Genomic DNA, 26,648 nt, shown 5'->3' with positions numbered 1-26,648 from the left:
ACGGCGACTTCTCCAGCTGTTCCGCTCCTCGGCCCGCTGCCGATGGCTCGGCTTCCCGCCGGAGTCAGGTGATCGGAGCGGTGGTGGGCGTCCGCCTGCGGGAGCGGTGCAGCCATGTGTCGAGTGCCCACGCCCCGGGCCCGGCGACCGCGATCAGCAGGAACGACCAGGAGAAGAGGGCGGCCAGTTCGCCGCCGTTCTCCATCGGCCACAGGGCTCGCGGCTGGTGGACGACGAAGTAGGCGTAGGCCATCTCACCTGAGCAGATCAGGGCCACGATCCGCGTGCCGAGACCGAGGATGAGCAGGATCCCCCCGACGAGTTCGATCACGCCCGCATACCAGTAGGGCCAGACGCCGACGGCGACCGTGTCGGTGCCGAACAGGCCGAAGAGCTTTGCCGCGCCGTGGCAGGCGAAGAGGAACCCGACGACGATGCGGAACACGGACAGGACGTATGAGGTGGCCGACTCGGTGGATCTCATGGTGGTTCTCCTCCGTTGTGCTCCGTCCGGAACCGGGGGAACCGGCTGGCCACGACCATCATGACTCTCGGGTGTGAGGCGCGGACCTGCGCCTTATCGTTCGTTTGCGGCTCCTGACGTATTCCTTAACGGTGATTGTCCGTGGCGCCGCGACCCCCGCGTGTCACATCGACATAATTAAGTATTAAAATAACACCTGGTGTTGATATTGTCGGGTCTGTGACTGAGGCCCGATCGCCGTTGCACGCCTGCCCGTACACCGAGGAGGTCTTCTCCCTGCTCGGCAAGCGGTGGTCCGGCCTGCTGATCGATCTGCTGTTGCAGCGTCCGGCGCGGTTCAACGAGCTCGCCGCGGCCCTGCCCGAGTTGTCCAGGCGGGTGCTCAGCGACCGGCTGTCGGAGCTGCGGTCCGCCGGCATGGTGGACCGCGAGGTCGATCCGGGGCCCCCGGTAGCCGTGACGTACCGCCTGACTGAGCGGGGGCAGGGGTTGCGGCCGGCGATGGACGCCCTGCGGGTCTGGGCGGGCGCCTCCGCCGACGAGACGAGACGGCCGCTTCCGTCCCCGGCCGCGGAGGGGCGTCCCGAAGCCGGGTGATTCCCGGCCACGGGACGCCATTTTCGAAACCGGGTGGCTCACCTCCCGGCGCTCCCCGGTGCCACGGGGTTCCGACCGGGACGCGGACCCGGGGCTGAGAGGTTCGGCGGGACCCAGGGACCCAAGGACCCCGAAGGCACCCGGGGCCCTCCGGGGTTCCCGCGGGGCTTTCGGGAGGCGCGGGGGTCTAGGGGGCGGGGACGGTGTCGACCCAGGTCGTCGCGGCGGAGCGGTAGCCGTTGACCCGGTTCAGGACCTCGGAGGGAGAGACGACCTCGTTCTTGGCGTGGTAGAACCAATCGACCTGCTGGACGTAGTCGCGCGGGACCGAACTGCCGACCAGGCCGCCGTTGATGAACCAGAGGTTGAAGTTGACCGACTGCGCGGTCTCCGGGTAGTAGACGCCGCCGTGCTCGGCGAAGAGCGCGCCGTCGATGTAGTACCTGATCTGGCCGCCGGAGACCTGCAGGACCAGGTCGTGCCAGCCCGCGTAGCTCTGCCTGACCTCGGTGTGGACGTTCACCGCCTCCCAGGGCTCGTTGCGGTAGGTCTCCCACGACGTGGCGTACATGATGTTGGCGGGCTCACCCCAGCCGCCGTTGGGCAGGTACTCGAAGTCCTGCTCGCTGTAGTTCGGGTCCATGTCGAAGGCCAGGGGTGTGATCGTGAAGAAGGTCTGCACGACGTGGTCCCCGTCCGGGCCGCTCACCGGCGCGTCGGAGAACTTCACGCGGGCCGCGTACGTGCCCTCGAGGAACTTGCGCTGGTGCAGCACCTCCGACTGCTGCGTGCCGGAGGCGGTGCCGTCGGTGACGGCCTTGAGCTGCAGGGCCCTGTTCGCGCCGGAGAGCGTGGGGAAGGTGACGTTCTGCTTGGGCCAGCTCGCGCCGGGCACGCCGGGGCCGCCGCTGTTGGTACGCACCGTCCAGTTGTGCGCGGTGATGTCGGGGTCGTCCGCGTCGCTGTAGTCGAAGTCGTCGAAGACCACCCCGCCGCCTCCCGGGGTGGGGGTGATCGTCACGGTCGGGGTCGGTGACGGGTCGCCGCCGACGGGCGCGGTGCCCCAGACGAGAGTCCCGTTGTGGTAAACGGTGATCTTGGTCCAGTCACCGTACGTCGTGCGGGCGGGGCCGAAGGAGTGGTCGTCGCCCTGGTTCAGCCGCTGCCAGTCGGCGCGGTGGAAGCGCAGCTGCATGTCGCCGGTCCGGGTCCCGGCCGCCAGGCTCCCGGAGGTGAACCCCACCTCCAGGTAGCGGTCGGCGGTGGCCGTGCCGGGGGAGATCGTGCCGAAGGTCCCGGTCACCGTGGAGCAGGAGATCACCGCCCAGGAGCAGGCGAAGCGGTACTGCGGCGATCCGGAGTCGGCCTTGAAGTAGTAGCGGATCTTCACTCCGCTCAGCGCCACGGCCGAGGTGCCGTCGTTGACGAGGTCGAACCACGGCTCGGCCTGGTCGGCGGTCGCCCCGGTGGCGCTCGTCTTGTACTGCAGCCGCAGCGGTTGCGCGGCGCTGGCCGGGCCGGCGACCGCCACGCCGGTCAGTGCCAGAAGCGTGGCGGACAGCAGCCCGCCGAGTAACAGTCTGGTGCGCACTTTCGGTCCTTTCCTGAGGTGTTTCTCCGGGCCTGTGATGCGTCGCGGGGTACGGGTGCGGGCCTACGGGATGAGCGGGCCGGTCCGGACGCCCATGGCACCCAACCGGGCGAGGTGGGGGTCGAGCCGGCGGAGGAAGTCGGGGTAGTCGCCGGGCGAGCCCCAGGCCACCTCGGCGAAGGCGCACATCCGCGGCAGCGCCATGAACTCGACCAGCTCCGGCGTGGGCATGTACTCGGTCCACAGCTGGCACTGCACGCCGCGCGCCGTCCGGTCGGGGGTGAACGCGTAGGTGTCGGCAAGGGTGAGGACGCGGTCCCTGACGGTCGTGCCGCCCGGGTCGGCTGCGGGCCGGCCGCCGAAGGGCCCGGCCGAGGGGCGGTAGTCGAAGTAGGTGCGGGTGTGCGGGGCGAGGATGACCTCGTTGTCCCCACGGTCGGCCCGCTCGTCCCGCCAGATCATCACGGTCGTGCCGGGGGTGGGGTCGCGGTCGGGCTCGTCCCAGCAGACCAGCCTGCGCGAGTGTTCCGCCAGGTGGCCGGCCATCCGGCCGATGAACCACGCGCACGCGTCCTGCGGCCTCCGCAGCCCGAGCTCGGCCAGCCGCCGCCGCGCGGCGGGGCTGCGCTCCCACTCGGTGACGGGGCACTCGTCTCCGCCGACGTGCACGTATGTGCTCGGGAAGAGCTCGACGACCTCGTCCAGCACGTCCTGGCAGAACCGGATCGTGGACTCCTCCAGGTTCAGGACGTGCTCGCTGACCCCCCACTCGGACCAGACCGGGATCTCGCGGGAGGGGTCGTTGCCCAGGTGCGGGTAGGCGGCGATGGCCGCCTGGGCGTGGCCGGGCATCTCGATCTCCGGCACCACGGTGACGAAGCGTTCCGCCGCGTAGGCGACGATCTCGCGGACGTCCTCGTGCGTGTAGAACCCGCCGCGTTCCGCGCCGACCTCGGTGAGCCGGGGGTGACGTTTGATCTCCAGCCGCCAGCCCTGGTCGTCGGTCAGGTGCAGGTGCAGCACGTTGAGCTTGTGCTCGGCGAGCAGGTCGACGAGGCGCAGCACGAACGTCTTGGGCATGAAGTGCCGGGCGACGTCCAGCATCACCCCCCGCCAGGCGAAGCGCGGCCGGTCCTCGATCGTCCCGTACGGAACCGCCGGGCCGAGCTGGGAGAGGGTCCGCGCGCCGTAGAACCGGCCCGCCGGGCCCCCGGCGGTGAGCTCGATCCCGGCCGGGGAGACGTCGATGCGGTAGCCCTCCTCGTGCAGGGACGGGTCGTCGGGCATGAGCCGCAGCAGGTCCTCCCGGAACGCGACGGAGCCTCCGGCGGTGGTCATCCGGCGTGGCCGAGGAATGATCACGTTGGTCTTCCCTTCCCGGCGCCGCCGACGGGCGCCCGTGGACGGACAGGATGCGGTGCGGGCCTGTCACGGTGATGTTCGGGGTTCCGGCGCCGCTCAGCCCTTGACGGCACCGGCGATCAGCCCCGAGGTCACCCGGCGCTGCAGGATGAGGAAGATGAGCAGCACCGGGAGCATGAACAGCGTGGCGGCGGCCATGGTGGCGCCCCAGTCGGTGCCGAAGACGTTGCCGAAGGACGAGAGCCAGACGGGCAGGGTCCGGTCGTCCTGGTTCTTGATGATCAGCGCGTTGGCGAAGGCGAACTCGTTCCACGCGGTGATGAAGCCGAACAGGGAGGTCGACATCAGCCCGGGGGCCAGCAACGGCAGCACCACCCGGCGGAAGGCGGCCGTACGGCCGCACCCGTCGATCAGCGCGGCCTCCTCCAGGTCCGCGGGGATCGCGGCGAGGAACCCGCGCAGCGTCACGATCGTGAACGGCAACGTCGTCATGAAGTAGATCAGGGTGAGCATGGAGAGCCTGTCGAGCATGCCGGTGTCGCGGGCGATGATGAACATCGGCACCAGCAGCGCCTCCCAGGGCGCCATCTGCGCGACGAAGACCATCAGGATGAACGCCTTCCGGCCTCGCCAGCGCATCCGTGCCACCGCGAACGCGGCCAGCAGTGCGACCAGCAGGGCCAGCAGCACCGCGCCGGCGGTGACGGTGAGGCTGTTGCGGCAGAAGGTCCAGAAGCCGTCGGCGCGCACCGCGGTGGCGAAGTGTTCCAGGGTGGGGTGGGCGGGCCAGAAGCTCAGGGTCCGCGCCTGGATGTCCCGGGTGGGGGTGAACGCGGTCAGCACCATCCAGTAGACGGGGAAGAGCGAGACGGCCAGCACGGCCAGCGCGGCGAGGTTGAGCGGGACACGGCGCAGCCGGCGCGGCAGGCGTCCGGTGGGGGAGCCGCTGGGGGAGCCGCTGGGGGAGACGGTCAAGGCTGTTCTCCTTCGTGCCTGAGCATCCGCCGCAGGTGGGTGATCAGCAGTACGACGAGGATCAGCACGGTGAGGGTGGAGATCGCCGAGCCGAGGTCGTACTTGTGCAGCGACTGCGCCACCTGGAACGCGTACACGGGCAGGGTGGTGGTGGCCTCGCCGGGCCCGCCTCGGCTGATCGCCCAGATCTGGGTGAAGCACTTGAACACCCAGATCACCTCCAGCGAGGTGATCAGGCCGAAGAGGGGCCGCAGGATGGGGAAGGTGACGGAGGCGAAGACCTGCCGCCCGGTCGCGCCGTCGATTCGGGCCGCCTCGTACAGTTCGGCGGGGATCGTGGTCAGGGCCGCGTACAGGGTGAGCGCGGCGAACGGCACCGACTGCCAGACCACCAGGGCGACCAGGATGACGAAGGTGGAGGTGCCGTCGGCGAACCAGGTGTAATCCTGGAACGACTCCAACCCCAGGCCGGTCAGGAGCCGGTTGACCACGCCCAGCCGCGACTGGAAGAGCCACTGGAAGACGGTGGTGGCGGCGAGCGCCGGGGTCGCCCAGGTGAGCACCAGGCCGCCCATCACGGCAAGGCGCATCCCGCGGCCCAACCTGGTGATCATCAGCGCGACCGCCGTGGAGATCACCATGATCAGTGTCACGTTGACCGCGGTCCACAGCAGGGTCCGGCGCACCACGGCCCAGAACTCCGCGCCGCCGAGCACCTCCAGGTAGTTCTCCAGGCCGACGAACTCCGCGCCGCCGCGGATCAGCTCGCCGGTCCGGAAGTGCTGGAAGGAGATGACGACGCTGCGGATCAGCGGATACAGCAGCAGGTAGGCGGTGCCCACCAGGGTGGGGGCGACCAGCAGGTACGGCCACAGGCCGGTGAGCCGGGAAGGCCCGGGGCGGGGCTGTGCGGCGGGCGGCGCCGACGGTCCGGACGCGGGGGCGTCCCGGTCGTGGTCGTGCCGCCGCGCCGGTGCCTGGGAGGCGGCGGTCATGGCACTCCTCGGGGGTGAGCGGTACGGGGAGTACGGGTCGTGTGGGGAGCCCGGGTCTCGCGGGACCGGTGACGGCCCGGTCGGGCGCGGGGGTCGGTGGCGCCTTGGCCGGGTGTGGGGTTCCGCGGCGGCCCGGGTGCCGGGGAGGTCAGGAGGTGGTGTTGAGGATCCCGGTGATGCTCCGGTCCACCACGGCGGCCTCGGCCGCGGCGTCGCCGCCGGTGAGCACCCTGGTCATGTATTCCTTGATCACGTTCTTGGCCTCGACCGCCGCCCAGTTCGGGGAGTTGGGGGTGGCGTGCCCGTTGGCGGCACCCGCCGCCATCGCGGCCGTCGCCTCGTTCCCCTCCAGCACGCCGGCCAGGGACACCCGGTTGGGGACGTAGCTCATCTCCCCGGCCATGTCGGTCTGGAACTTCTCGCCCGCCAGGGCCTTGACCACCTCATAGGCGGCTTCGTGGTGCTTCGACGCCTCGGGGATGATCAGGTTGGAGCCGCCGGTGAAGACCGCCCCCGGCCGGTCGGCGGTCTTGCCGGGGATCGGGAAGAAGCCGAGCTCGCCCTTCAGTTCCGGGTTGGCCTTCTCGATGGCCACCGCGCCGCCGGGTGCGGAGACGATCTGGGCGACGTCGCCCTTGGCGAAGACGTCGACCTGCGGCGGCCTGGCCTCGTCGGAGTCCTTGGGGCCGTCGCCCAGCGCCTGCAACTTCTTGTAGAACTCCATGCCGGCCAGCGCCTGCGGCGTGCCGAACGTCCCCTTCCAGCTCCCGTCCTGGTGGACCGCGAGGTCGCCGCCCTCGTCCCAGATGAACCCGGCGAGGGTGTACCAGTTCTGCCCCGGCAGGTAGATGCCCTGGTCGCCGCCCTTGTCGAGCTTGGCGGTGATCTCCAGCCACTCGTCCCTGGTCTTGGGCGGGGCGGTGACGCCCGCCTTGGCGAAGAGGATCTTGTTGTAGACGACCACCCGGTTGGCGGCGTACCACGGGATGCCGTACTGGCGCCCGTCGATCCTCCCGGGACCGGCCAGGCCGGGCAGCCAGTCGGTGCCGCCCAGGTCGGCGACCTTGTCGGTGAGGTCCTTCACCCCGCCGCTGGCGGCGTACTCGGCGACCTGGGTGTTTCCGACCTCGATGACGTCCGGGGCGTCGTTGCTGGCCAGGGCACTGGTCACCTTCTGGCCGATGCCGTCCCACTCCTGGATCTGGATGTCGAGGACGACGTCCGGGTGGGCGGCCCGGTAGTCGGTGCGGAAGCGGTCGATCAGGGCGTCGGAGAGGCTGTCGCGCATCACCCACACGGTCAGGTTCACGGTGCCCTTCCCGGTCCCGGCCGAGCCGGGGGAGTCGGCGGAGGGGACCGGCTCGGCGGAGCCGCACGCGGTCAGGCCGGCGGTGAGCGTCAACGCTGCCGCGACGGCACGGAGGCTGTACCCCATAGCTGCTCCAGAGGTCAGATATTGGTAAGTAATTGGCCTGTTCCGTATAGGGTGTCTTTTACCAGTTGTTGCGTCAAGGCCCGTTCAGACGGGACTTATTGGTAACAAACAGGTAAGATCTTGGTAGGGTGGGGGAGTGACTCTGAACATGAGGGCCGGGCTCAAGCGCGACCGGGTGCGCGACGTCCTGCTCGACCTCGTCGCCGACATGAAACCGGGCGAGGCGATCCCGTCCGAGCGGGATCTCTGCAAGGAGCTCGGCGTCTCCCGGCCCACGGTGCGGGCGGCGATCGACGACCTGGTCAGGTCGGGGCTGCTGGTCCGCGAACACGGCCGTGGCACGTTCACCGGACCGCACCGCGTCACCCAGGCGCTGGCCTCCACCACCGGTAACTCGTTCTACGCACCCCCGGCCGAGGGCAACTGGCTCAGCCGTGTCCTGGAGTTCGGCGCGGCCCCCGCGGGTGCCAGGCTCGCCGCGCGCCTGCAGCTCTCACCCGCCGACCCGGTCCTGCGGGTCGTGCGGCTGCGGGTGGTCGACGACGAGCCCATGGCGATCGAGCGCATCCACCTGCCGCACGCCCTGGTGGACGGCCTGGTCCCGGCCGAGATGGTGTCGGGCTCGTTCTACCGCCTGCTGCGGGAACGTTTCAACGTCGATGTCCGCACCGCCGTTCAGACGATAGAGCCCACGGTCACCGACGAGACCGAGGCCGAACTGCTCGGCGTCCCCCAGTACGCCCCGGCCCTCCTTTTCGAGCGCACCACCCGCGACGCCGGCGGCCGGATCGTCGAGTTCACCCGTTCGATCTATCGCGGCGACCGCTACCGCATCACGTCCGAGCTGTCGTTCAACGCCGATTCCGGCTGACCGGGGGCTCCCGGGCCGGTGATCCGCCTCTTCCCGCCTTGCCGGCTGCCCGGACGAGTACACCCGCCGGCTCCCCCTGACGGGTGAGGGCCGGTCATCCTCGGAGCCGATGATGCCCGGTGCCGTCTCTCCTATGGTTTTCCGCGCCGTCTTTGTGCCCTCTTCCGCGCCGGAAGACGGCGGCGTCCTCCCGTTCGCCTCGGGGAGGACGGATCGTGGACAGATCGGGGAGTCATGCAGGAGCAGCAGATCGACCGTTGCCGCGCGGCGGTCGCCGCCCACCGGAAACTGGCCGAGACCGACCCGGTCCGGCACCTCCCCGAGCTGGCCGACGCGCTGACGGAGCTGGGCGGGGCACTGTGGGAGGCAGAGCAGGAGGAGGAGGCGCTGGCCGTGGCCACCGAGACCGCCGCCCTCTACAAGGGGCTGGCCGAGGTCGATCCCGGACGCTTCCTGATGCCCCGGTTCGGCTCGCTGGTCAACCTCGCGATCTCCCTGTCGACCGTGGGCAGGCTCGACGACGCCCTGGCCGCGCTCCAGTCGGCCGTGGCCCTGCACCGGCAGCTGACCGCCTCCGGCTCCACCGGGCACGCCCCCGGGTTCGCCGCCGCCCTGACCCAGGTCGGTGCGTCGCTGATCGAGGCGGACCGCTTCGAGCAGGCGTTTCCCCCGCTCGCGGAGGCCGTGAACGCCTACCGTTGTTCGACCGACCCCAACGGCTTCTCCCCGGTCGTGATCGCCGCCGCCCTGACGAACCTGGCGTTGGCGCTGTGCCACCTGGACCGGGCCGAAGAGGCGGTGCCCGAGGCCCGGGAGGCCGTCGCCATCCACAGCGAGCTCGCCCGTCACGCCCCCGGCCAGTTCATGCCGGAGCTGGCCCGTTCCCTGACCAATCTCGGCCTGGCCCTGTCCCGGCAGGGTGACACCGGGGAGGCCCTGACGGCCGCACGGAACGCGTGCAACATCCGCCGGACGCTGGCCGACGCCGACCGCGAGCGTCACCTGCCCGACCTGGCCCGTTCCCTGACCGACCTCGGCACGGCGGCCTTCGAGGCGGGCGAGCTCGACGAGGCCGCGGAGACGAGATACCACGCCGTCGTCTCCTACGACGAACTGGTCAAGGCCGGCCGGGAGGGCTTCCGGCCGGACCTCGCCGACGCCCTGGTCCGGCTGGCGCTGGTGCACCAGCAGCAGGAGAACCTGGAACAGGCGTTCCACTGCCAGCGATACGCGCTGAACATCTACCGGTCGCTCGCCGAGGACGACCCCGGCCGCTATCTGCCGATCCTGGGCGGTGTGCTGTACAACCACGCCGAGACGCACGCCGTACTCGGCCGGGCAGGCGAGGCCGTGCCCCTGCTCCAGGAGGCCGTCGTCGTCCACCGGCGGCTGTTCCTGACCCATCCGTCGCGTTATCTCCCCCTGATGGCACGGGTGCTCGACCGTCTCGCCGTCCAGCTGACCGCCACCGGTCAGCCGGGTGAGGCCGCCGCGGTCCGCAAGGAACTCGCCGCGTTCACCGCGGCCACTCCTGACGTGATCGCCACCCGGTCCTGACCCTCTCGTCCGGACGAGAGCCGCTCCCGCGTCCAGGTGCGGTCACGCTGTCTCGTGGACCACGGCCGGCAGCGGCGGGAGCGGGAGCGGCAGAAGCAGCAGCCGGTACGCGGGCCGCCGGTCCAGCCGTCCGTGGTTGCCCTGGGCCGGTGGGACGGACCCGGGTGGGGAGGCCTCGCCACGCCTGCCGGCCGGTCGTGTCAGCTTTCCGCCTGCCGCGACACCGAGACGGTGCCCCTGCCGTCGTCCTTGGCCAGCGCCCGGCCGATCACCAGGCGCTGTATCTGGTTGGTGCCCTCGAAGATCTGCATGACCTTCGCCTCGCGCATGTGGCGTTCGACGGGGAAGTCACGGGTGTAGCCGGCCCCGCCGAGCACCTGGACGGCGTCGGTGGTGACCTTCATCGCGTTGTCGGTGGCGACCAGCTTGGCGATGGACGCCTCCTTGGTGAACGGCAGGCCCCGGTCCTTGAGCCTCGCCGCGTGCAGGGTGGTGGCGCGGGCGCTTTCGACGGCCGCGGCCATGTCGGCGAGGACGAACGCCAGCCCCTGGTGGTCGATGATCTTCTTGCCGAAGGTCTCCCGCTCCCTGGCGTAGGCGAGGGCGACGTCGAGCGCTCCCTGGGCCAGGCCGGTGGCCACGGCGGCGATGCCCAGGCGCCCGGAGTCGAGCCCCCGCAGGGCGATCTTCAGACCTTCGCCCTCGGCGCCGAGGCGGCGTTCGGCGGGGACGCGGACCCCGTCCAGCCGCATGGTGGTCGTGTGCGAGGCGGTCAGGCCCATCTTCCGCTCGGGCGGGTCGGCCGTCAGCCCCGGGGCGTCGGCGGGGACGAGGAAGCAGGAGATGCCGGTCCGTTCGTCGGAGGTGCGGGCCATCACCTTGTAGAAGTCGGCGTGGCCGCCGTGCGTGGTCCAGGCCTTGGCGCCGTCGAGCACGTACTCGTCGCCGTCGCGGCGGGCCCGGGTGCGCATCGCCGCGGGGTCGGAGCCGGCGTGGGTCTCGCTGAGGCAGTACGCACCCAGCAGTTCGCCGCCGAGCATGTCGGGCAGCCAGCGTCGCCGCTGCTCCTCGGTGCCGAATTCGGCGAGGCCGAAGCAGGACAGGGCGTGCACGCTGACGCCGACGCCGACGCTGGACCACACGGCGGCGATCTCCTCGAGCACCTGCAGGTACACCTCGTAGGGCTGGCCGCCGCCGCCGTACTCCTCCGGGTAGGGCAGCCCGAGCAGCCCGGCCCGGCCCAGGGTGCGGAAGACGTCACGCGGGAAGGTCTCGGTGGCCTCGTCGTCGGCGACGCGGGGGGCGAGCTCCTTGCGGGCGAGTTCGCGGACCAGCGTGATCAGGTCGGCGGACTCCTCGGTCGGCATGACGCGGGTGGCGGGCATGGCGTTCCTCCGGCTCGTACTGTTACGAGTACCAAAGTATCAATTTCAGTACTGCGATGATATGCCCGGAGACCGCCCGATGCGGAGGCCCGCGGACAGGGGCTTGCAGGCGGTGGCCCGTGGGCGGGCCTCCGCCGTCCCGTCCGCGGGGTGGGGTCCTACTCGGAGGCCGCCCGCGTGGCGGCAGCCGGGTGCCGCCGGCGAGTCCGGTGTGGCGGCGAGGTGATCAAACGCGCGGGCGGGGGGTGCGGGGGAGTGAGGAGTAGGGGAGCAGGGCCATCTCACGGGCGTTCTTGATGGCCTGGGCGAGCCGCCGCTGCTGCCGCACGGTGACGCCGGTGACCCGGCGGCTGCGGATCTTGCCGCGGTCGGAGATGAACCGGCGCAGCAGGTCGGTGTCCTTGTAGTCGATGTAGGTGACCCCCTGCAGCGGGTTGGTCTTCCTGCGGGGGGTGCGGCGGGACTTCACGCGATCTCCTTGAGGTCGAGGACGTGGGCGAACGGGTCGTCGTAGCCGGCCCAGACGTCTGAGCCGGCCAGGGACTCCTCGGGGGTGAGGAGGCAGGAGTCGAGGAGGGAGTGGATACGGTCGCGGTCGAGGTCGGGGCCGGTGAAGACCAGGTGCTGCACGCGGTCACCCGTCACCGGGTTCCAGTCGAGGGTGGCGGCCATGCGGCGGGCGGGAGAGACCATCTCCCAGGCGGCCTCCGGCAGCGCGGCCAGCCACGGCCCGGCGTCCTCCACGGAGACGACCCCGGCCACCGCGTCCCAGGCGAGCATCCGCTCGTGCCGGTTGGCCAGCCAGAAACGGCCCCGGCTGCGGACCGAGGAGGTGACCAGCTCGTCCACGGCCTCGAACAGGCGGCCCGGGTGCAGCGGACGCAGCCGGTGCCACACCACGGTGGCGATCTCGTCGGCCTGCGCGTCGCAGGGCAGCCGGGCGGTCGCCGGGTCGACGCGCTCGGCCAGTTCCGCCGGGCACAGCGCGCCGCCGGTGACGCCGGGCAACCCGTCGGCGTCGAACACCGGCGTGACCGGGGCCAGGTGGGCGAGCACGGCGCGCGACAGTTCGGCGTCCTCCTCGTCGCCGCCGTGCAGCATCAGGCCGGTGGCGTACTCGATCTGCCGGGCCAGCACCTCGGCCAGGTAGCGGGCGTCGCCGGCCGCGGCCACCTGGCCGGTCTCGGCGAGGCGGTCGCCGCGGGTGATGTCGACCGGCATGTGCTCGGCGTCCAGCGCGGTGAGCACAGCGGTCAGCCGCAGCAGGTCGCGTGCCTCGTCGCAGTCGAGCGCCTCGGCCACCGACCGGGGCTCGACCGAGTCCCACAGGTCCACCACGAGCAGAGAGGCGGTGGCCGAGTGCCGGACCAACTCGGGCAGGAGGTCCTCGCGCACGGTGCAGGTGACGCAGCCGTGCGCGAGCCGCACGTCGGCCAGGCCGAGCACCTCGGAGGCGTCACGGACCACGCGCTCGACCCGGCCTGAGGTCACCTCGCGCAGATTGTGGTGAATCGCGATGGCGCCGGGGTGGTCGCGCAGCAGCGTTTCGACGGCGGCGGTGCGGGCGCCTGCGTGCAGCCCTGCGACGAGGACGACGGGAGTGGACACACGATCTCCTTGGCGGATGGGTCTGCGGGCGGTGCAATAATGAAAACCGTTTTCGCTATCATGGCACAACCCGCCGACGGAAAGGGACCGGCGATGGCCAGAAACGAGCTCCGCCCCGTGATCAAGCTCAGATCGAGCGCGGGCACCGGCTACACCTACGTGACCCGCAAGAACCGGCGTAACGATCCCGACCGGCTCACCCTCACCAAGTACGACCCGATCATCCGCAAGCACGTTCTCTTCAAGGAGGAACGATGAAGAAGGGCGTCCACCCCGACTACCGCCCCATCGTGTTCCGCGACCCCAGCGCGGGCTTCGCCTTCCTCACCCGCTCCACCATGACCAGCGACAAGACGATCGAGTGGGAGGACGGCAACGTCTACCCGGTGGTCGACGTCGACGTCTCCTCCGCGAGCCACCCCTTCTACACCGGCCGCAGCCGGGTGCTCGACACCGCGGGCAGGGTCGAGCGGTTCAACCAGCGCTACGGGAGGAACTGATGTCCGCCCACTGCCAGCTCACCGGCACGTCGCCGGTCTTCGGCAACAACGTCTCCCACTCCCACCGGCGCACCCGCCGCCGGTGGAACCCCAACATCCAGCACCGCCGCTACTGGCTGCCCAGCGAGAACCGCTTCGTCCGGCTCACGCTCAGCGCGAGAGCGATCAAGACCGTGGACAGGATCGGAATCGAGGCGGCCGTGGCCCGGATCCGCGGCCGGGGAGGGAAGGTCTGATGGCCAAGAAGAGCAAGATCGCGGCCAACGAGCGCAGGAAGGCCGTCGTGGCCCGGTACGCCGGCCGCAGGGCCGAGCTGAAGGAGATCATCCGTACCGGCACCTCCGAGGAGCGGGCGGCCGCCGCGCGCGAACTGGGCCGCCAGCCGCGCGACGCCAGCGCCGTCCGCGTGCGCAACCGCGACTCCGTCGACGGCCGGCCCCGCGGTCACCTGACCAGGTTCGGCCTGTCCCGCATCCGTTTCCGCGAGATGGCCCACCGGGGCGAGCTGCCCGGCGTCACGAAGGCGAGCTGGTAGCCGTGGCCGTCCCCAAGCGCAAGACGTCGCGCAGCAACACCCGCCACCGCCGCAGCCAGTGGAAGGCGACCGCCCCCGACCTGGTGCCGATCACCGTGAACGGGCGGGAACTGCTGGTGCCCCGCCGTCTCGTCCGCGCCTACCGGCGCGGCCTGGTCGTCCCCGACTGACATCCGGGGAGACGGGCCCGCGGCGGTCCGGCACGGCCACACCATGCTCTGCCGTGCCAGATCAGACCACGCCGGCCCGGTCCGCGGGAGCGGGCCGGCGTGGTCGTCACGACTCCACAACGAGGAGGAACCCATGGAACCGGCGAAGGTCGGGGCGATCTTCGACGCCACCCACGCCGAGTTCGCCCTGCTGTCCCCGCACCTGTGGGACCCGATCGGCGAGGCGAGCGTCGCAGCCGCGGGCATCGGCCCGGGTGACCGGGTGCTGGACGTGTGCTGCGGCGCCGGCGCGTCCGCCATCCCGGCGGCCGCGGCGAGCGGGGCGAGCGGCTCGGTCGACGCGATCGACCTGGCGGAGTCCCTGCTGGAGCAGGGGCGCCGCCGCGCCGCCGTCCGAGGACTGGACACCGTCCGCTTCATCCGGGCGGACGCGACCCGGTGGGTGCCCGCGGACGGCGAGCCCTACGACCTGGTGTTGTGCGTGCACGGAATCTTCTTCCTGCCCGATATGGACGCCGCCGCCGCGCGCCTCGCCGGCCTCCTGCGCCCGGGAGGCCGGTTCACCGTCACCACGTGGGCGAAAGGCGCGTTGGAGCGGTTCGGCATGGCGTTGCACGCGGCGGTCGAGCGAGAGCGCGGCACGCCGCCGGAGTCGCCGTCCAACCGCGACTCGGTCACCAGGATCGACTCCGAGGACGGCATGCACGCCTGGCTGGCCGGCCTGGGCCTGGTACGGACACGTGTCCGGCGCGTGCCGCTGACCGTGCCGCTGACCGCTGACCTGGCATGGCTCCTGGTCATCGGCAGCGGCTTCCGCGGCATGCTCGACGGGATGGAGCCGGAGGCGGTCGTCCGGGTGCGCGAGGGCCTGCTCGGGCTCCTCGACGAACGGGGGATCGACTCGGTGGACGCCACGTCACTGGTCGGAGTCGGCGTGGTGACCCGGCCGTAGGAGGCTTCCCCGGGTGTCGATCCCCGAGGCCGTCGAACGCGGTGCGCGACCGCCGACGTCTACCGTCTCCCCTCGGTGGCCCGGCTCATCCACTCCTCCAGCCCGGTCGCGTCCAGGGGCAGCTCGGCGGTGAGGGAGACCATGCCGTCCGCCGTGACCAGCAGGTCGTCCTCGATGCGGACCCCGATGCCGCGCAACTCGGGCGGGACGGTGCGGTCGTGGGCGTGGAAGTACAGGCCGGGTTCGACGGTGAGCACCATGCCGGGCGCCATCAGCGCGCCGTGGTAGGCCTCGGGGCTGGACCCGGCGCAGTCGTGCACGTCCAGCCCCAGGTGGTGGCCGATGCCGCAGACCAGGTAGCGGCGGTGGTGCTGGCCGCGCTCGGAGAGCGCCTCGTCCACCGAGACGGGCAGCAGCCCCCAGTCGTGCAGCCCCCGTGCGATGACCTCCATGGCGGTGTGGTGGAAGTCGGTGAACCGGCGGCCGGGGGCGACCTGCTCCAGGGCCGCCCGGTGTGCCCGCTCCACCAGGTCGTGCACCTGCCGCTGGGCGGGGGAGAAGGTGCCGGAGGCGGGGAAGGTCCGGGTGACGTCGGCGGTGTAGTGGCTGCGCACCTCCACGCCCATGTCGAGCAGCAGCAGCTCGTCGGGGAGCACGGGGCCGTCGCAGCGCACCCAGTGCAGGGTGGGGGCGTGCTTGCCGCTGCCTACGATGGTGGCGTAGCCGGGGCCGTTGCCGTACGCCCTGGCGTGGCGGTCGAACGTGCCCTGCAGCCAGCGCTCGCCCGGCCCCTTCACCGCCGTGGGGATCTCCGCGAGCACCGCGGCGAAACCCTCGACGGTGCGGTCCACGGCCTGGCGGAGCTGCCCGATCTCCCACTCGTCCTTGATCATGCGCAGCTCGGCCAGCACCCGGCCCAGCTCCTGCGACGGCTGCTCCCAGCCGGGGCCGGCGCACAGGGCGCCGCCGGGCGGGCCGGCGAACTCGGTCAGCGGCCGGACGTCGAGGCCCAGCGCCGCCGACCAGTCGGCCAGGGTGGGGGCCGCTCCCACCCACAGCTCGCCGTGGGCAGCGTCGTCGAAGAATCCCGGCTCGCCGGGATACGCCGGGGCGGGCATGTACAGCGTGGCGTCGCCTCCGCCGCCGAGCACGACCACGGCGTTCTCGACCGCGCAGCCGGTGAGCCAGTAGAAGTCGCTGTCGGGACGGAAGTCGTAGGCCGTGTCGTTGCTGCGCACCGGGGCCCGGCCCGCCGCCACCACGACGACCCGGCCGGGGAGCGCGGCGGCGAGCCGCACCCGGTGGCCGGCGGCGGCCTCCGCCGCGCCGGGCACCACGGGCGGGGTGCGGTCGGGCACGTCCCAGCCCTGGGCCATGTACTCGGTGAACGCGGGGATCTCGGACAGCTTCGGCAGCTTGCCGTCACTCACCGGTGATGCCTCCTCCTGTGTCGCGGACGAGCTCGGACGGCCGGGCGAAGACGCGTTCGTCGCCGACGCCGTCGTGCCGGTCCTCGTTGGTGACCCTGACCCGGGTGTCACAGGCCCGGGCGGCCGTGTCCAGTCGCAGGCCCGCGCCGACGTACATGTCGTCGAAGCGGACGGCGGCCGATGGCACCTCGTCGGTCGCCGGCCGGTCCGGGTCGTACGGCGGCGGCCACTCGGTGCGTTCGGCGAGCAGCTCTACGGTGGCAGGGAAAGGACGAAGCACGCGAATCTCCTTGAATGCCCAAGGATAGATCATTTCCCCGATGAACGGCAGTGGCCCGGCCGTCCCCGCGAAACCGGGTGACGCGTGCGTTCCCGCTCGGCGGCCCGGGCCGTCCCGTCCGGTACGCCCCTACACGCCGGGTACGCCGGCGAGCAGCAGCACGCCCCAGGCGACCGCCGCGGCGGTGATCGCGCCTGCGGTGACCTGTGCGGGCGTGTGGTGGCTCACCCGCACGCGGGCCCAGCCGATCACGGCGACCAGGACGGCACCGGCGGCGAGAGTCGGCGCGGCCGGCAGCACGTGCGCCAACACCACGGCCGCTCCGGCCGACACTCCAGTGTGGAAGCTGATCTTCCACACCAGGGTGATCGAGCCCAGCACCACGATCCACCCGAGCATCACGGCGGCGGTGACCGTCACCATGAGCGGGGCGCCCAGCAGGACGAGCAGGACCAGACCGGCCACCACCGCGGCGAGCCCGGCCAGCATCGGCCCGGTCCGGCCGGCCCGATCGACCACATGCATGGAGTCCAGGCGGCCACGGCGCACTCCGACGGCGATCACCGCCGCGGGCACGCCCGCGCACACGGCGGAGGCCAGCAGGCCCCAGGCGGCCCCCGCCCACCCGCCGGACAAGCCGCCCGCCACCACCGGCAGCGCGAGCGCGACGTACTGCGGGGCGAAGACGTCGGTCAGCATCCAGGCCGCACGACGACCACCGCCCGAAACGCGCGGGCCGGACGCGCGCTCACCGGTCAACGGTCGATCGCTCATGTCGTCCCCCTGGGAAGCGGCGCCGCACGGTGCGGTCGTCCGGGGCGGCCCGTCGATCTCCTCCGGCCCCGTCCCCGTGGGAGATCCCCATAGGAGAGGGGAAGGCACCGACGATCTTGACCAAGATCAGAAGGGTAACGTACGGGACGCGCGGAGCCGTCATCGGGGTCGCGCTCACCATCCGGAACCGTCGTCCGGTGGCCGGAGGAATCATTCACGTCCCACGGAGCGATCCGTCCCCCCAGGGCCGTCGCGGCGACCCGCCGGAGGATGCCGGGGATCGCAGAGCACGGCTCGCAGCCGGTCATGCCTGAACTGGATCCTCGGACCGGCGGCGCGCAGGACCCCGCGGTCACGGGCATCGTCGAGAAACCGCTTCCCGCGCAAGGGGAAGACACCGCGCAGCCGGAGCTGGAGGAAGAGCAGGCAGGTGCGCCAGGCGTCGGAGATCCCGACCATGGAACCGAGGGCGATGATCGTCCCCAGGCCGAGGGCGGCGGCGATCCCGGCCGCCGGGCCGTGCGCGTGGCCGTTCTGGACGCCGAGCGCCAGCCCGATGGGAACTCCGGCGGTGAGGCCGACGGCCAAGGCACGATGGCGGTCCCGGCGCCAGGAGGTGCCGGGGTCCGGCGGGGTGTCGGCGTCGGAGACGGGACGTGCGGCCGCGGTCATGAACCCGAAGGTGAATCCGGAGATCAGCCCGGCGGCGACCCCGTACGACGGGGTCTTGGTGAGACCGTAGGCGAGCCCGACCGGCAGGCCCGCCGCGAGAGCGGTCACGAGGTCGGTTCCGTCGGGACGCGGCCTCGCCCACCACGGCCGGACGCCCGAGACGACGCGGATCCTCATGGCGGCACGGCCGGCGGTGACGGCGATGACAGCGCCGGCGGGCAGGCCGGACGGGTAGCCGCTCTGGTTGCCGACGGCCATGGTCACCGCGGTGAAGAGGAACAGCCCGATCGCGGGGCTGTAGGCGAACCGCGACGGCCGCCACGGAACGCGCCGGGCCCATCGCGGGACGACCGACCGGATCGCCCTTTCCCAGCCGGGGCCGGGGTCTCTGAGTTCGGAGATCAGGGCGGCCATGAACCCGAAGAGCCCTCCCATGGCGGCCCCGTAGCCCGCGCCGAAGAGGGCACCGGTGTGCCCGGCGACGGTGTACCGGCCCACCGGGCCGAAGACCAGCGCGCCGACGCAGCTCATCAGCGCCACCCCCGCCAGGGTGTTGAGCAGACATCGTTCCCAGGCGGGCGCCCAGTGGTGCATCCGCCACCAGTCCAGGTCGCCGCGGCCCATCCGGGAGGCCAGGTAGCCCAGCCACCGCCGTGCCCGCTCCGGATCGGGGCCCGGCTCCCGGCCGGGCTCATAGGCCGTGGGGACGACGCGGCCGAGGAGGAAGTCCTCGACCTGGTCGCGGGTCCCGAAGCGGCCGGATGTCAGCAACTCACCGGCGGCGTGCGGGTCCTCGCGGACGAGGCTCAGGTTCAGCGGCGTGTCCAGCGCCCGGCTGACCTGGTCGTCGGGGCTGTGCCGCAGGCGGTCGATCAGCTTCTCCAGTTCGTCGCCGCCACGGGCCGGGGAACGCCGGAAGCCGCTCAGATACCCGATCGCGCGGTCGGGGGAGACCGGTGCCAGTTCGACCGCCACGGCACCGTGCAGGGGCAGCCCTCCGGCCTCCACCGCGGTGGCGAAGGCGTCGGTGCGGGTCAGCACCACCAGCCGGAAGGTGCGGCGCCGCCGGTTGATGTGCCGCAGTGCCTCGGCCCGCCGCGCGTCGTCCATCTCGTCGAAACCGTCCAGGAACAACGCCACCCGGCCGCCGCGCACCAGCTCGGCCGCCGCGTCGGGGCCGTACTCGGGGGCGTGCAGGAAGCCGTAGGTGGTGGCGAGCTGTCCGGCGAACCAGTCCCCGAGACTCTGGCGGCGGGGATCCCAGCCGTGGGCGGCCAGCAGGACGGGGACCGGGGTGCGCACCCGCATGCCGGCAGGAAGACCCACCCGCTGGTCCAGCGCGTCGAGCAGCATCAGGATCGCCGTCGTGGTCTTGCCGCAGCCGTAACCGCCCATCATGACGATCCGGCCGGAGCCCAGCCCGGCGTAGAGGGCGAACAACTCGTCAAGCCCTCCCTCGTGCACCAGGTCGGCTGTGGCCCGCGTATGGCCCGGCAGCGCCGCGAACCGTACCCGCCGCGCCGGATCCCCGACGGCCACCTCGACGGGGCCGATGACCGGCCGCCGTGTGCCGATCCAGCGCGGCGGGATCGGCGGCGGGATGTCCAGCCCACGCCAGGCCGCCTCCTCCTCCCACTGCGCGTGGACGTTCCGCGCCAGCGCGTCCGCCGCCCGCGACAGCGGATCGGCCGGTTCCTCCTGGTACGCCGGTCGCGGGCGGCGCCCGTCCTCGTGCGGCGGGTCGTACCGCCCGCCGCCGTGGCCCCGCGGGGTCGCCGCCGGGATCGGGGCCCCCTCCGGTTCCCCGCCCCACGCCGGGCCGGGGCCGCCCCACGCAGGGGCGGGGCCGGTTCTCTCGCCGGTGCCGTCCGGGAGACCGGCCACGTCTTCCCGCCCGGCCCGCGTCGGTACGGCGACACCGCGTGGCTCCGCGACCGTGGCCTTCAACGGCACCTTCGTGACCCTCGCGGACGAGGCGTCGGCGGCGGAGCTGACCGCGGCGCGTCCTCGCGCGTGCCTGCGGGCCTGCCACAGGGGATGAACCCTCCTGCGCCAGGCGAGAAACCTGAAGCGCTCCTCGGACGTCGCACCGGCGAGTTCGAGGACGGAGTCAGCCATGGCCTCCCGCGGAAAATAGCTGCCCTTACGCCAGTGGCCGACCGTCGAGGGAGCGACTTCCAGTGCCTGGGCCACCTCACTCTGTTTCGGCTCCCGGCCGGATCCCATGGTGAGCTTCCGTCGTGCCGCCTCCACCGCCAGATCCCAGAAGCGGTCGAAGAATTCGGCGACCTCGTCATTTTCCTCGTCTGCCTTCCGATAGGCCCTGACCATGCCTTTGTCGGCCTCCTTTAATTCGAGGTCAGGGAGCCAGGTTACATCCCTCTCCCCATGCCCGGAGGCCGACGGCGACACGTTTCCGGATTTCCGTCCGTACCCGGGGAAAACACGGGAAGGAAGTGAACGAAAGCTCGATTTCAAATTTCATTGCACCGGGCCATCGCAGGTCGCAGGCGTGAAACATTTCATTACGGCTTCCCGTTGCGGAAGGGCTTCACAGGCCCGCAGGCATGATGATCTGCTCTCCCGTGCCGCCGATCGGCGGCGCATCCCCAGTACGGATCACCCGGGGGGCGGAACGCTCCGGCTGTGCGGAACACCGGACGCGCCGGCCGGCCGGGTGGAGAGGAAAACAAATGCGAAGCAGCAGGAAAGCCAGATGGGCCGCCGCGGTGATCGCGGTCGCCGCCGTGGGCGGCGGTCTCACCGCGGCGACCTCCGGAGCGGCGCTCGCCTCCGCGACCGGGACGGCGACGGCCCCGTCGGCGGTGTCGGCCGCCCCGTGCGGCCTGAGCTACAGCGGACCGGTGGGAGGCCGGTATGACTACACCATCCGCAACTGCCACAACTACGCCGTGGAACGCAAGCTCGATCTCCGCAGGCCGATCGTCGGCTACCCGGACGGCAAGTGTCACCGCATCCCGGCCAACTCCTCCATCAGAGACTGGGTGAGCCTTCCCGACAGCGTATCGATCGCCGGTATGAAACCCTGCTAGGACCGTGATCGGGGACATTCACCGGACCGTGTAGCCACGTTGCCACGGCGGGAGGGCGTCCGCCCGGCGGATGCCCTCCCAGGGTGGCCGCGGGCACCCACGCGGCGGTGAGCGGTCCGCCCGGGGCCGTCGCGGCACAATCGTTCAAGACGCCCGCCGTCGCACCGGAGCGGAACGGTCACCGGGAGCAGGCGTCACAGGAGGTGGGTGGATGGACATCGGTTTCATCGGTCTCGGGCTCATGGGACAGCCCATGGCGCTCAACCTGGCCCGCGCGGGGGCGTCCCCCGTCGTCTGGAACCGCACCGCCGGCAGGAGCGAGCCGCTGCACGCGGCCGGCGCGGCGGTGGCGGACAGCCCCGCCGAGGTGTTCCGGCGGGCGCGCGTGGTGTTCCTCATGCTGGCCGACGACACCGCGATCGACTCCGTGCTGGAGCGCGGGACACCCCGGTTCGGGGAGCGCGTCGCGCGGCGCGTCATCGTGCACATGGGCACGACCTCGCCCGCCTACTCGTCGGGACTGGAGGCCGACGTCCTCGCCGCCGGAGGCGGTTACGTCGAGGCCCCGGTCTCGGGCTCGCGCGGCCCCGCCGAGGCCGGGCGGCTCGTGGCGATGCTGGCGGGCCGGCCCGAGACCGTCGAGGAGGTGCGTCCGCTGGTGCGGCCGATGTGCCACGAGGCGATCGTGTGCGGCCCGGTGCCCTCCGCCCTGCTGACGAAGCTGTCGGTCAACCTGTTCCTGATCACCATGGTGACCGGCCTGGCGGAGGCCGTGCACTTCGCCGACCGGCACGGTCTCGACCTGCGCCTGCTCCTGGAGGTGCTCGGCTCCGGCCCGATGGCCAGCGACGTCTCGCGCGCCAAGGCGCTCAAGCTGGTCGAACGCGACTTCACCGCCCAGGCGTCGATCGCCGACGTGCTGAAGAACAACCGGCTCATCGCCGAGGCGGCACGGGAGTCCCGCGTGGCCTCGCCGTTGCTGGACGCCTGCCACGCCCTGTTCGGCGAGACGCTCGCACTGGGGCACGGTGCGGCGGACATGGCGGCCGTCGTCCGCGCGATCGAAGCCAGGACCGAATCGGCGCGGGGGCCGCAGCGCTGACCGGTCACCCGGCCGGGACCCGCCCCGGGGGGACCGGACGTGCCGGGCCGGCCGCGGGTTCCCCCTGTCATCGCTGCCCCGCGCGGGGCATGCTGGACACGTGCCCGGCCCGGTGCCGCTCCCGCCGAGCGGCCGAACGAAGGCGGTTCCCATGACTGCGCATTCCGCGACGCTCGCCGTCGACGAGGCCGTCCGCGCCCGCCGCGAAGCCGGGCACGACGTGCTGCACCTGGGGTTCGGTGAGGCCGGGCTGCCGGTCGCGCCGGGGTTGGCCGAGGTGCTCGCCGACGCCGACCGGCGCAACGGTTACGGCCCCGTCGCCGGCTCGCCGCAGGCCCGTGCCGCCGCGGCGGGCTGGTTCACCCGCCGCGGCCTGGACACTGAGCCCGGCCAAATCCTGTTCGCCCCGGGCAGCAAGCCCCTGCTGTTCGCGTTACTGGCCGCCGCCGGCGGTGACGTGGTGCTGCCCCGCCCCTCGTGGGTCTCCTACGCCGCGCAGGCCGCCCTGCTCGGCCGGCGTGTCATCCGGGTACCCGTCCCGGAAGGGGCCGGGGGCATCCCCGATCCCGGGCGCCTGGAGCGGGCACTGCGGAGAGCGTCGGCGCGCGGCGCCCGGCCGGGTGTGCTGATCCTCACCGTCCCGGACAACCCCACCGGGACCGTCGCCCCCGCCGAGCAGATCGAGGCGGTCTGCGCGATCGCCGGCCACCACGCCCTGACGGTTGTCAGCGACGAGATTTACGCCGAACTGCACCATCACGCCCCCGTCACCGGTCCGGCACACCACCTGCCCGAACGCACCGTCGTCACCACGGGCCTGAGCAAGTCCCTGGCCCTGGGCGGATGGCGGATCGGTTACGCCCGCACCCCCTCGGGCGCCTGGGGCCGGCGCCTGCACCGGAAGCTGACCGGGGTCGCCAGCGAGATCTGGTCCAGCCTGGCCGCCCCCATGCAGGCCGTGGCCACCCATGCCCTGAGCGACCCGCCCGAGATCGTCGAGCACATCGCCGCGTCCCGCCGCCTGCACGCCCGCGTCGCCGCCGCGGCGCACGCCCGGTTGCTCGCGGCCGGAGCCCGCTGCCGCCCGCCCCAGGCCGGTTTCTACCTCTACCCGGACTTCGCCCCTCTGCGTGACGTCCTGCGCGCCCGGGGGATCACCACCGGCACCGGCCTGGCCGCCGCCCTGCTCGACCGGCACGGCATCGCCACCCTGCCCGGCAGCGCGTTCGGCGACCCCGGCACCGCCCTGACCCTCCGGGTCGCCACCAGCCTCCTGTACGGTGCCACTCCCGGGCAACGCCGGGCGGCGCTGAGCGCGGATGAACCGGAGACCCTGCCCTGGATCGCATCCGCTCTCACCCGTCTCGGTGACGAGCTGGGAGCGCTGACCGGCGAGCGGCGTTCCCACCGCCGTCCGTGACCCCCGGCTCACCCGGCGTCCGCCGCCGCAGGTGCCGGCGGCGGACAGGCACCGTGCCGTACGTCGCGTGCGGTCACTTCACGGCATCCCCGCTGCCGCCTGCGGGCAGGATCTCACCGTGACGATCCAGGTATCGGTGTGCGGTCCGCGTGACTGCACACGCGAAGAGGAGTCCGACGCCCGTGAGGTCGGCCGGTTGCTGGCGGAGCGCGGCGCGGTGGTGATCTGCGGTGGTTACACGGGGGTCATGGCCGCCGTGGCGGCCGGGGCCCGGTCGGCGGGCGGGACGGTGGTGGGCGTCCTGTCCCGCGCGGACCGGGAGCAGGCCGGCCCGGACCTCTCCATCGTGATCCCGACCGGTGCCGGGGAGGCACGCAACACCATCATCGTCAACTCGGGTGACGCTGTGATCGTCGTCGGCGGATCGTGGGGGACGCTGTCCGAGCTGGCGCTCGCGATGCGCCGCGGGCGGATCCCCGTGGTCCAGCTCGGCGGCTGGCGGATTCTCGACGGTGAGGGGCGCCCGGTCGCCGGCGTCCGGCACGTCTCCTCCCCCGAGGAGGCGTTGGCGGCCACCGGGCTCTGGCCCGGCCACGACGACTCCCCGGTGACTCCTCGCTGACCCCCGGGGCTCCTCGGTGACCGAGCCGCGGGCGTGAGGGGCGACGGCGGCGAGCGACCCGATCCAGGGTGGTGGGGGCCGAACGCGCGGCCGGTACGGCGACACGGTTGAACAATCGGTGATCTCCTGGACCGTTCACGGCATCGGGCCGGATCCGCGGTCGTTTGAAGACCCCTTTTTTTCTACGGCCTGTCCCGGCTGACCGCCAAGAACGCCGCGCTCATCGCCAACATGATGCGGCGCTGCCGGGCCTGATACGAACGCACCTGACAGTGGTCGGGGCCGGCCTCGTTCTCGGCCGTCCGAAAGCATTCCTCGATATCGGAGGCCCGGAACCGGGGCCGCTCATCAGCCCATTCCCGAGTTCGTTCCTACGACGACGCGGTTCGCTCCCTACTATTTGTCAATGACATTTTTCGGGGTCGATGGTGTCATCACCGGAACCATCGGGCCGTTCAGAATCGTCCGGTTACTGGGTGAAGGCGGCATGGGCCGGGTCTTTCTCGGGACTTCACCCGGCGGCAGACAGGTCGCGGTCAAGGTCGTCCGGCCCGAACTGGCCTCGGACCCCGGTTTCCGGCGCCGGTTCAGGGGCGAGGTCGAAGCCGCCATGGCGGTCAGCGGTGCCTTCACGACACCTGTCGTGGACGCCGACCCTGAAGGTCCGCTGCCCTGGCTGGCCACGGTGTACGTGCCGGGACCGTCGCTGCAGGCCGAGATCGACGCTCGCGGGCCGATGGCCGAGCCCGAGGTCCGGACGCTGGGGGCGAGGCTGGCCGAGGCGCTGGTGGCGATCCACCGCGCCGGGCTCATCCACCGGGATCTCAAACCGTCCAACATCCTGCTCGCCGATGACGGGCCCCGGGTCATCGATTTCGGGATCAGCCGGGCCATCGAGGGGACCGCGCTCACCGCGACCGGCGGCGTCATCGGGTCTGCCGGCTACATGTCGCCGGAGCAGGTGGCCGGGAACGAGTTGACTGCGGCCAGTGACGTGTTCGCGCTCGGCGCTGTGGTGACGTTCGCCGCGACGGGGAGACCCGCGTTCGGGACTCGGAAAGACGACCCGTACAAGTGGGAAGTCCTCCGCGCTCCGGGCCGACTGATCGCCAAGTACGAGCGGGAACTCCACGCCTTCGACTTCCCCGGCTCGGACGCCACGACCGTCAGCTGACGGACTCGTCGAGACGGACCGCGGAAACCCGAGGTTCGCCGCCCTCATCGGTGAGGTCTCCACGCGCCACGACGACGACCTACCGGGACCGGAGGCCGGTGCGCGGGCGAATCCCTCCGATCTCAACTCCGCACAAGCCCTCTAGGGTGGAAGGGGTGAGGGATCTCCGCTTGTTGCCCAAGGCCCACCTGCACGTCCACCTGGAGAGCACCGTACGGCCGCAGACCGTGCGCGAGTGGGGCGGGCCGCCCGAACCGGAGGGGCCGTTCGCGAGTTTCCGTGAGTTCGCCGACCAGCGGGCCCGGGTGCGCGAACTGCTGTGCACGCCCGAGCGGTTCCGGCGGGTGGCGCTGGAGTTCTGCCAGGACGAGGCGGCCCAGGGCACCCGCTACGCCGAGGTGACCTTCACCGCCGCCTCCCACGGTGAGCGCGTCGGGGCACTGGAGATGCCGCTGGAGGCGGTGCTGGACGGACTGGCCGAGGGCAGGCGCTACGGGATCGAGTGCCGGGTGCTGCTCGACCACTCACGCCGCCGGCCGGTGGAACGGCTGTGGCGGACGCTCAAGCTGGCGACCCGCTACGACGAGGTGATCGGCATCGGGCTGGCGGGTGACGAGAGCCACCCGCTGGCGCCGTTCGCCGAGGTGCTGGACGCGGCCAGGGACGCCGGACTGCACCTGGTGCACCACGCGGGCGAGTCGGCCGGGCCCGCCGGCATCCGCGAGGCCCTCGACCTGGGTCACGGCGAGCGGCTCGGGCACGGCATCCGGGTGCTGGACGACCCGGCGCTGGTGGCCGAGGTGCGCGAGCGTGGCGTCCCGTTGGAGGTCTGTCCCACCTCCAACGTCCTGCTCGGGCTCGTCCCCACGCTCGCCGCGCACCCGCTGCCCCGCCTGCGCGAGGCCGGGCTGGTCGTCACGATCAACACCGACGGTGAGACCGCGCTGGCCGACGAGTACGCCCGGCTGCGCGATGTCTTCGGCTTCACCGATGCCGACCTGGCCGAGCTGGCCGCGGCCGGGGCCGGGGCCTCCTTCGCCCCGCCCGCGGTGAAGGAGCAGATCACGGCGGGGGTGACCGCCTGGCTCGGCCACCCGTAGCGGT

General features: G+C 72.0%; 28 protein-coding genes. 15 read left to right on the top strand and 13 right to left on the bottom strand.

Features of this window, described 5'->3' with window-relative positions; all coding sequences use genetic code 11:
• Positions 1-64: 64 nt before the first annotated feature.
• Positions 65-484 carry a DoxX family protein gene (locus F4562_RS02605; RefSeq protein ID WP_184540628.1) on the bottom strand — a complete coding sequence of 140 codons (420 nt, stop codon included), beginning with the start codon at positions 482-484 and terminating at the stop codon, positions 65-67.
• A gap of 219 nt (positions 485-703) precedes the next feature.
• On the opposite strand from F4562_RS02605, the gene F4562_RS02600 reads away from it, so the two are divergent.
• On the top strand, positions 704-1,081 hold the full coding sequence (locus F4562_RS02600; protein ID WP_184540627.1) for a winged helix-turn-helix transcriptional regulator: 378 nt from the start codon (positions 704-706) through the stop codon (positions 1,079-1,081).
• Positions 1,082-1,268: 187 nt separating this feature from the next.
• On the opposite strand, the gene F4562_RS02595 is transcribed toward F4562_RS02600, so the two are convergent.
• The 5 genes from F4562_RS02595 to F4562_RS02575 all read right to left on the bottom strand — a co-directional run bounded on the left by F4562_RS02595 (position 1,269) and on the right by F4562_RS02575 (position 7,439).
• A complete protein-coding gene (locus tag F4562_RS02595; protein WP_184540626.1) occupies positions 1,269-2,672 on the bottom strand; it encodes a cellulose binding domain-containing protein in 1,404 nt (467 codons plus the stop codon).
• 63 nt (positions 2,673-2,735) lie between these two features.
• Positions 2,736-4,034, bottom strand: a complete 1,299-nt coding sequence (locus F4562_RS02590) for a beta-N-acetylhexosaminidase (protein ID WP_184540625.1) — start codon at positions 4,032-4,034, stop codon at positions 2,736-2,738.
• Between the two features lie 96 nt (positions 4,035-4,130).
• On the bottom strand, positions 4,131-5,009 hold the full coding sequence (locus F4562_RS02585; protein ID WP_246473336.1) for a carbohydrate ABC transporter permease: 879 nt from the start codon (positions 5,007-5,009) through the stop codon (positions 4,131-4,133).
• Positions 5,006-6,004 carry a carbohydrate ABC transporter permease gene (locus tag F4562_RS02580; RefSeq protein WP_184540624.1) on the bottom strand — a complete coding sequence of 333 codons (999 nt, stop codon included), beginning with the start codon at positions 6,002-6,004 and terminating at the stop codon, positions 5,006-5,008. Before F4562_RS02580 ends, F4562_RS02585 begins: the two co-directional genes overlap by 4 nt.
• A gap of 148 nt (positions 6,005-6,152) precedes the next feature.
• Positions 6,153-7,439 (bottom strand): extracellular solute-binding protein, encoded by a 1,287-nt coding sequence (locus F4562_RS02575; RefSeq protein ID WP_184540623.1) that lies wholly within the window; start codon positions 7,437-7,439, stop codon positions 6,153-6,155.
• A gap of 136 nt (positions 7,440-7,575) precedes the next feature.
• Here F4562_RS02575 and F4562_RS02570 point away from each other — a divergent pair, with 136 nt between their 5' ends.
• Together F4562_RS02570 and F4562_RS02565 are read left to right on the top strand one after the other, a co-directional pair.
• A complete protein-coding gene (locus F4562_RS02570; protein WP_311733919.1) occupies positions 7,576-8,310 on the top strand; it encodes a GntR family transcriptional regulator in 735 nt (244 codons plus the stop codon).
• Between the two features lie 234 nt (positions 8,311-8,544).
• Complete coding sequence (locus F4562_RS02565; RefSeq protein WP_184540622.1) at positions 8,545-9,867, top strand: tetratricopeptide repeat protein; 1,323 nt, start codon at positions 8,545-8,547, stop codon at positions 9,865-9,867.
• 200 nt (positions 9,868-10,067) lie between these two features.
• Here the strand turns inward: F4562_RS02565 and F4562_RS02560 are convergent, their stop codons facing one another.
• The 3 genes from F4562_RS02560 to F4562_RS02550 all read right to left on the bottom strand — a co-directional run bounded on the left by F4562_RS02560 (position 10,068) and on the right by F4562_RS02550 (position 12,860).
• Positions 10,068-11,252, bottom strand: a complete 1,185-nt coding sequence (locus F4562_RS02560) for an acyl-CoA dehydrogenase family protein (protein ID WP_184540621.1) — start codon at positions 11,250-11,252, stop codon at positions 10,068-10,070.
• Positions 11,253-11,478: 226 nt separating this feature from the next.
• The gene (rpsR, locus tag F4562_RS02555) at positions 11,479-11,721 is read right to left on the bottom strand and encodes a 30S ribosomal protein S18 (protein ID WP_184540620.1); all 243 of its coding nucleotides are present in this window, start codon (positions 11,719-11,721) and stop codon (positions 11,479-11,481) included.
• Positions 11,718-12,860 (bottom strand): CobW family GTP-binding protein, encoded by a 1,143-nt coding sequence (locus tag F4562_RS02550; protein WP_184540619.1) that lies wholly within the window; start codon positions 12,858-12,860, stop codon positions 11,718-11,720. Before F4562_RS02550 ends, rpsR begins: the two co-directional genes overlap by 4 nt.
• 93 nt (positions 12,861-12,953) lie before the next feature.
• On the opposite strand from F4562_RS02550, the gene rpmG reads away from it, so the two are divergent.
• The 6 genes from rpmG to F4562_RS02520 all read left to right on the top strand — a co-directional run bounded on the left by rpmG (position 12,954) and on the right by F4562_RS02520 (position 15,017).
• Positions 12,954-13,118: a 50S ribosomal protein L33 gene (gene rpmG, locus F4562_RS02545; RefSeq protein WP_184540618.1), complete on the top strand. Its 165-nt coding sequence runs from the start codon at positions 12,954-12,956 to the stop codon at positions 13,116-13,118.
• Complete coding sequence (locus F4562_RS02540) at positions 13,115-13,360, top strand: type B 50S ribosomal protein L31 (protein ID WP_184540617.1); 246 nt, start codon at positions 13,115-13,117, stop codon at positions 13,358-13,360. Before rpmG ends, F4562_RS02540 begins: the two co-directional genes overlap by 4 nt.
• Positions 13,360-13,596: a 50S ribosomal protein L28 gene (gene rpmB / locus F4562_RS02535; RefSeq protein WP_184540616.1), complete on the top strand. Its 237-nt coding sequence runs from the start codon at positions 13,360-13,362 to the stop codon at positions 13,594-13,596. Before F4562_RS02540 ends, rpmB begins: the two co-directional genes overlap by 1 nt.
• The gene (gene rpsN / locus F4562_RS02530) at positions 13,596-13,895 is read left to right on the top strand and encodes a 30S ribosomal protein S14 (RefSeq protein ID WP_184540615.1); all 300 of its coding nucleotides are present in this window, start codon (positions 13,596-13,598) and stop codon (positions 13,893-13,895) included. Before rpmB ends, rpsN begins: the two co-directional genes overlap by 1 nt.
• 2 nt (positions 13,896-13,897) lie before the next feature.
• Positions 13,898-14,065 carry a 50S ribosomal protein L32 gene (rpmF, locus tag F4562_RS02525; protein ID WP_184540614.1) on the top strand — a complete coding sequence of 56 codons (168 nt, stop codon included), beginning with the start codon at positions 13,898-13,900 and terminating at the stop codon, positions 14,063-14,065.
• A 133-nt stretch (positions 14,066-14,198) separates the two neighbouring features.
• Positions 14,199-15,017, top strand: coding sequence for a class I SAM-dependent methyltransferase (locus F4562_RS02520; protein WP_184540613.1), 819 nt, complete (start codon positions 14,199-14,201; stop codon positions 15,015-15,017).
• Between the two features lie 59 nt (positions 15,018-15,076).
• Here the strand turns inward: F4562_RS02520 and F4562_RS02515 are convergent, their stop codons facing one another.
• The 4 genes from F4562_RS02515 to F4562_RS02500 form a co-directional block, all read right to left on the bottom strand.
• Positions 15,077-16,447 (bottom strand): aminopeptidase P family protein, encoded by a 1,371-nt coding sequence (locus tag F4562_RS02515; protein ID WP_221206609.1) that lies wholly within the window; start codon positions 16,445-16,447, stop codon positions 15,077-15,079.
• Entirely contained in the window at positions 16,440-16,727 is a 288-nt protein-coding gene (locus F4562_RS02510) for a hypothetical protein (protein WP_184540612.1), read from the bottom strand. Before F4562_RS02510 ends, F4562_RS02515 begins: the two co-directional genes overlap by 8 nt.
• 129 nt (positions 16,728-16,856) lie before the next feature.
• A complete protein-coding gene (locus F4562_RS02505) occupies positions 16,857-17,501 on the bottom strand; it encodes a hypothetical protein (RefSeq protein ID WP_246473335.1) in 645 nt (214 codons plus the stop codon).
• Between the two features lie 210 nt (positions 17,502-17,711).
• Positions 17,712-20,504 carry an NACHT domain-containing protein gene (locus F4562_RS02500; RefSeq protein ID WP_184540611.1) on the bottom strand — a complete coding sequence of 931 codons (2,793 nt, stop codon included), beginning with the start codon at positions 20,502-20,504 and terminating at the stop codon, positions 17,712-17,714.
• Between the two features lie 362 nt (positions 20,505-20,866).
• Between F4562_RS02500 and F4562_RS02495 the strand changes: the two genes are divergently transcribed.
• The 6 genes from F4562_RS02495 to add all read left to right on the top strand — a co-directional run bounded on the left by F4562_RS02495 (position 20,867) and on the right by add (position 26,644).
• Positions 20,867-21,226, top strand: a complete 360-nt coding sequence (locus F4562_RS02495) for a hypothetical protein (RefSeq protein ID WP_184540610.1) — start codon at positions 20,867-20,869, stop codon at positions 21,224-21,226.
• 211 nt (positions 21,227-21,437) lie between these two features.
• Positions 21,438-22,328, top strand: coding sequence for an NAD(P)-dependent oxidoreductase (locus F4562_RS02490; RefSeq protein ID WP_184540609.1), 891 nt, complete (start codon positions 21,438-21,440; stop codon positions 22,326-22,328).
• Between the two features lie 151 nt (positions 22,329-22,479).
• Complete coding sequence (locus F4562_RS02485) at positions 22,480-23,748, top strand: pyridoxal phosphate-dependent aminotransferase (RefSeq protein ID WP_184540608.1); 1,269 nt, start codon at positions 22,480-22,482, stop codon at positions 23,746-23,748.
• Between the two features lie 118 nt (positions 23,749-23,866).
• Positions 23,867-24,370: a TIGR00725 family protein gene (locus tag F4562_RS02480; protein ID WP_184540607.1), complete on the top strand. Its 504-nt coding sequence runs from the start codon at positions 23,867-23,869 to the stop codon at positions 24,368-24,370.
• A 406-nt stretch (positions 24,371-24,776) separates the two neighbouring features.
• The gene (locus F4562_RS02475) at positions 24,777-25,544 is read left to right on the top strand and encodes a serine/threonine-protein kinase (protein ID WP_184540606.1); all 768 of its coding nucleotides are present in this window, start codon (positions 24,777-24,779) and stop codon (positions 25,542-25,544) included.
• A 155-nt stretch (positions 25,545-25,699) separates the two neighbouring features.
• Positions 25,700-26,644: an adenosine deaminase gene (gene add, locus F4562_RS02470; protein WP_184540605.1), complete on the top strand. Its 945-nt coding sequence runs from the start codon at positions 25,700-25,702 to the stop codon at positions 26,642-26,644.
• Positions 26,645-26,648 lie beyond the last annotated feature (4 nt).

Source organism: Streptosporangium becharense, assembly GCF_014204985.1.
Lineage (GTDB): Bacteria > Actinomycetota > Actinomycetes > Streptosporangiales > Streptosporangiaceae > Streptosporangium > Streptosporangium becharense.
Note: the sequence above shows the minus strand (reverse complement) of the source record. Positions and strands in the feature narration are given on the sequence as shown.

What these genes read in the sequence shown, in the direction of transcription:
- F4562_RS02565 (WP_184540622.1), top strand. Translation starts at nt 8,545, where the DNA reads ATGCAGGAGCAGCAGATCGACCGTTGCCGCGCGGCGGTCGCCGCCCAC.
- rpmG (WP_184540618.1), top strand. Translation starts at nt 12,954, where the DNA reads ATGGCCAGAAACGAGCTCCGCCCCGTGATCAAGCTCAGATCGAGCGCG.
- F4562_RS02520 (WP_184540613.1), top strand. Translation starts at nt 14,199, where the DNA reads ATGGAACCGGCGAAGGTCGGGGCGATCTTCGACGCCACCCACGCCGAG.
- F4562_RS02505 (WP_246473335.1), bottom strand. Translation starts at nt 17,501, where the DNA reads ATGAGCGATCGACCGTTGACCGGTGAGCGCGCGTCCGGCCCGCGCGTT.
- F4562_RS02605 (WP_184540628.1), bottom strand. Translation starts at nt 484, where the DNA reads ATGAGATCCACCGAGTCGGCCACCTCATACGTCCTGTCCGTGTTCCGC.
- rpmB (WP_184540616.1), top strand. Translation starts at nt 13,360, where the DNA reads ATGTCCGCCCACTGCCAGCTCACCGGCACGTCGCCGGTCTTCGGCAAC.
- F4562_RS02495 (WP_184540610.1), top strand. Translation starts at nt 20,867, where the DNA reads ATGCGAAGCAGCAGGAAAGCCAGATGGGCCGCCGCGGTGATCGCGGTC.
- F4562_RS02560 (WP_184540621.1), bottom strand. Translation starts at nt 11,252, where the DNA reads ATGCCCGCCACCCGCGTCATGCCGACCGAGGAGTCCGCCGACCTGATC.
- F4562_RS02485 (WP_184540608.1), top strand. Translation starts at nt 22,480, where the DNA reads ATGACTGCGCATTCCGCGACGCTCGCCGTCGACGAGGCCGTCCGCGCC.
- rpsN (WP_184540615.1), top strand. Translation starts at nt 13,596, where the DNA reads ATGGCCAAGAAGAGCAAGATCGCGGCCAACGAGCGCAGGAAGGCCGTC.
- F4562_RS02500 (WP_184540611.1), bottom strand. Translation starts at nt 20,504, where the DNA reads ATGGTCAGGGCCTATCGGAAGGCAGACGAGGAAAATGACGAGGTCGCC.
- F4562_RS02575 (WP_184540623.1), bottom strand. Translation starts at nt 7,439, where the DNA reads ATGGGGTACAGCCTCCGTGCCGTCGCGGCAGCGTTGACGCTCACCGCC.
- F4562_RS02475 (WP_184540606.1), top strand. Translation starts at nt 24,777, where the DNA reads ATGACATTTTTCGGGGTCGATGGTGTCATCACCGGAACCATCGGGCCG.
- F4562_RS02580 (WP_184540624.1), bottom strand. Translation starts at nt 6,004, where the DNA reads ATGACCGCCGCCTCCCAGGCACCGGCGCGGCGGCACGACCACGACCGG.
- F4562_RS02490 (WP_184540609.1), top strand. Translation starts at nt 21,438, where the DNA reads ATGGACATCGGTTTCATCGGTCTCGGGCTCATGGGACAGCCCATGGCG.
- F4562_RS02540 (WP_184540617.1), top strand. Translation starts at nt 13,115, where the DNA reads ATGAAGAAGGGCGTCCACCCCGACTACCGCCCCATCGTGTTCCGCGAC.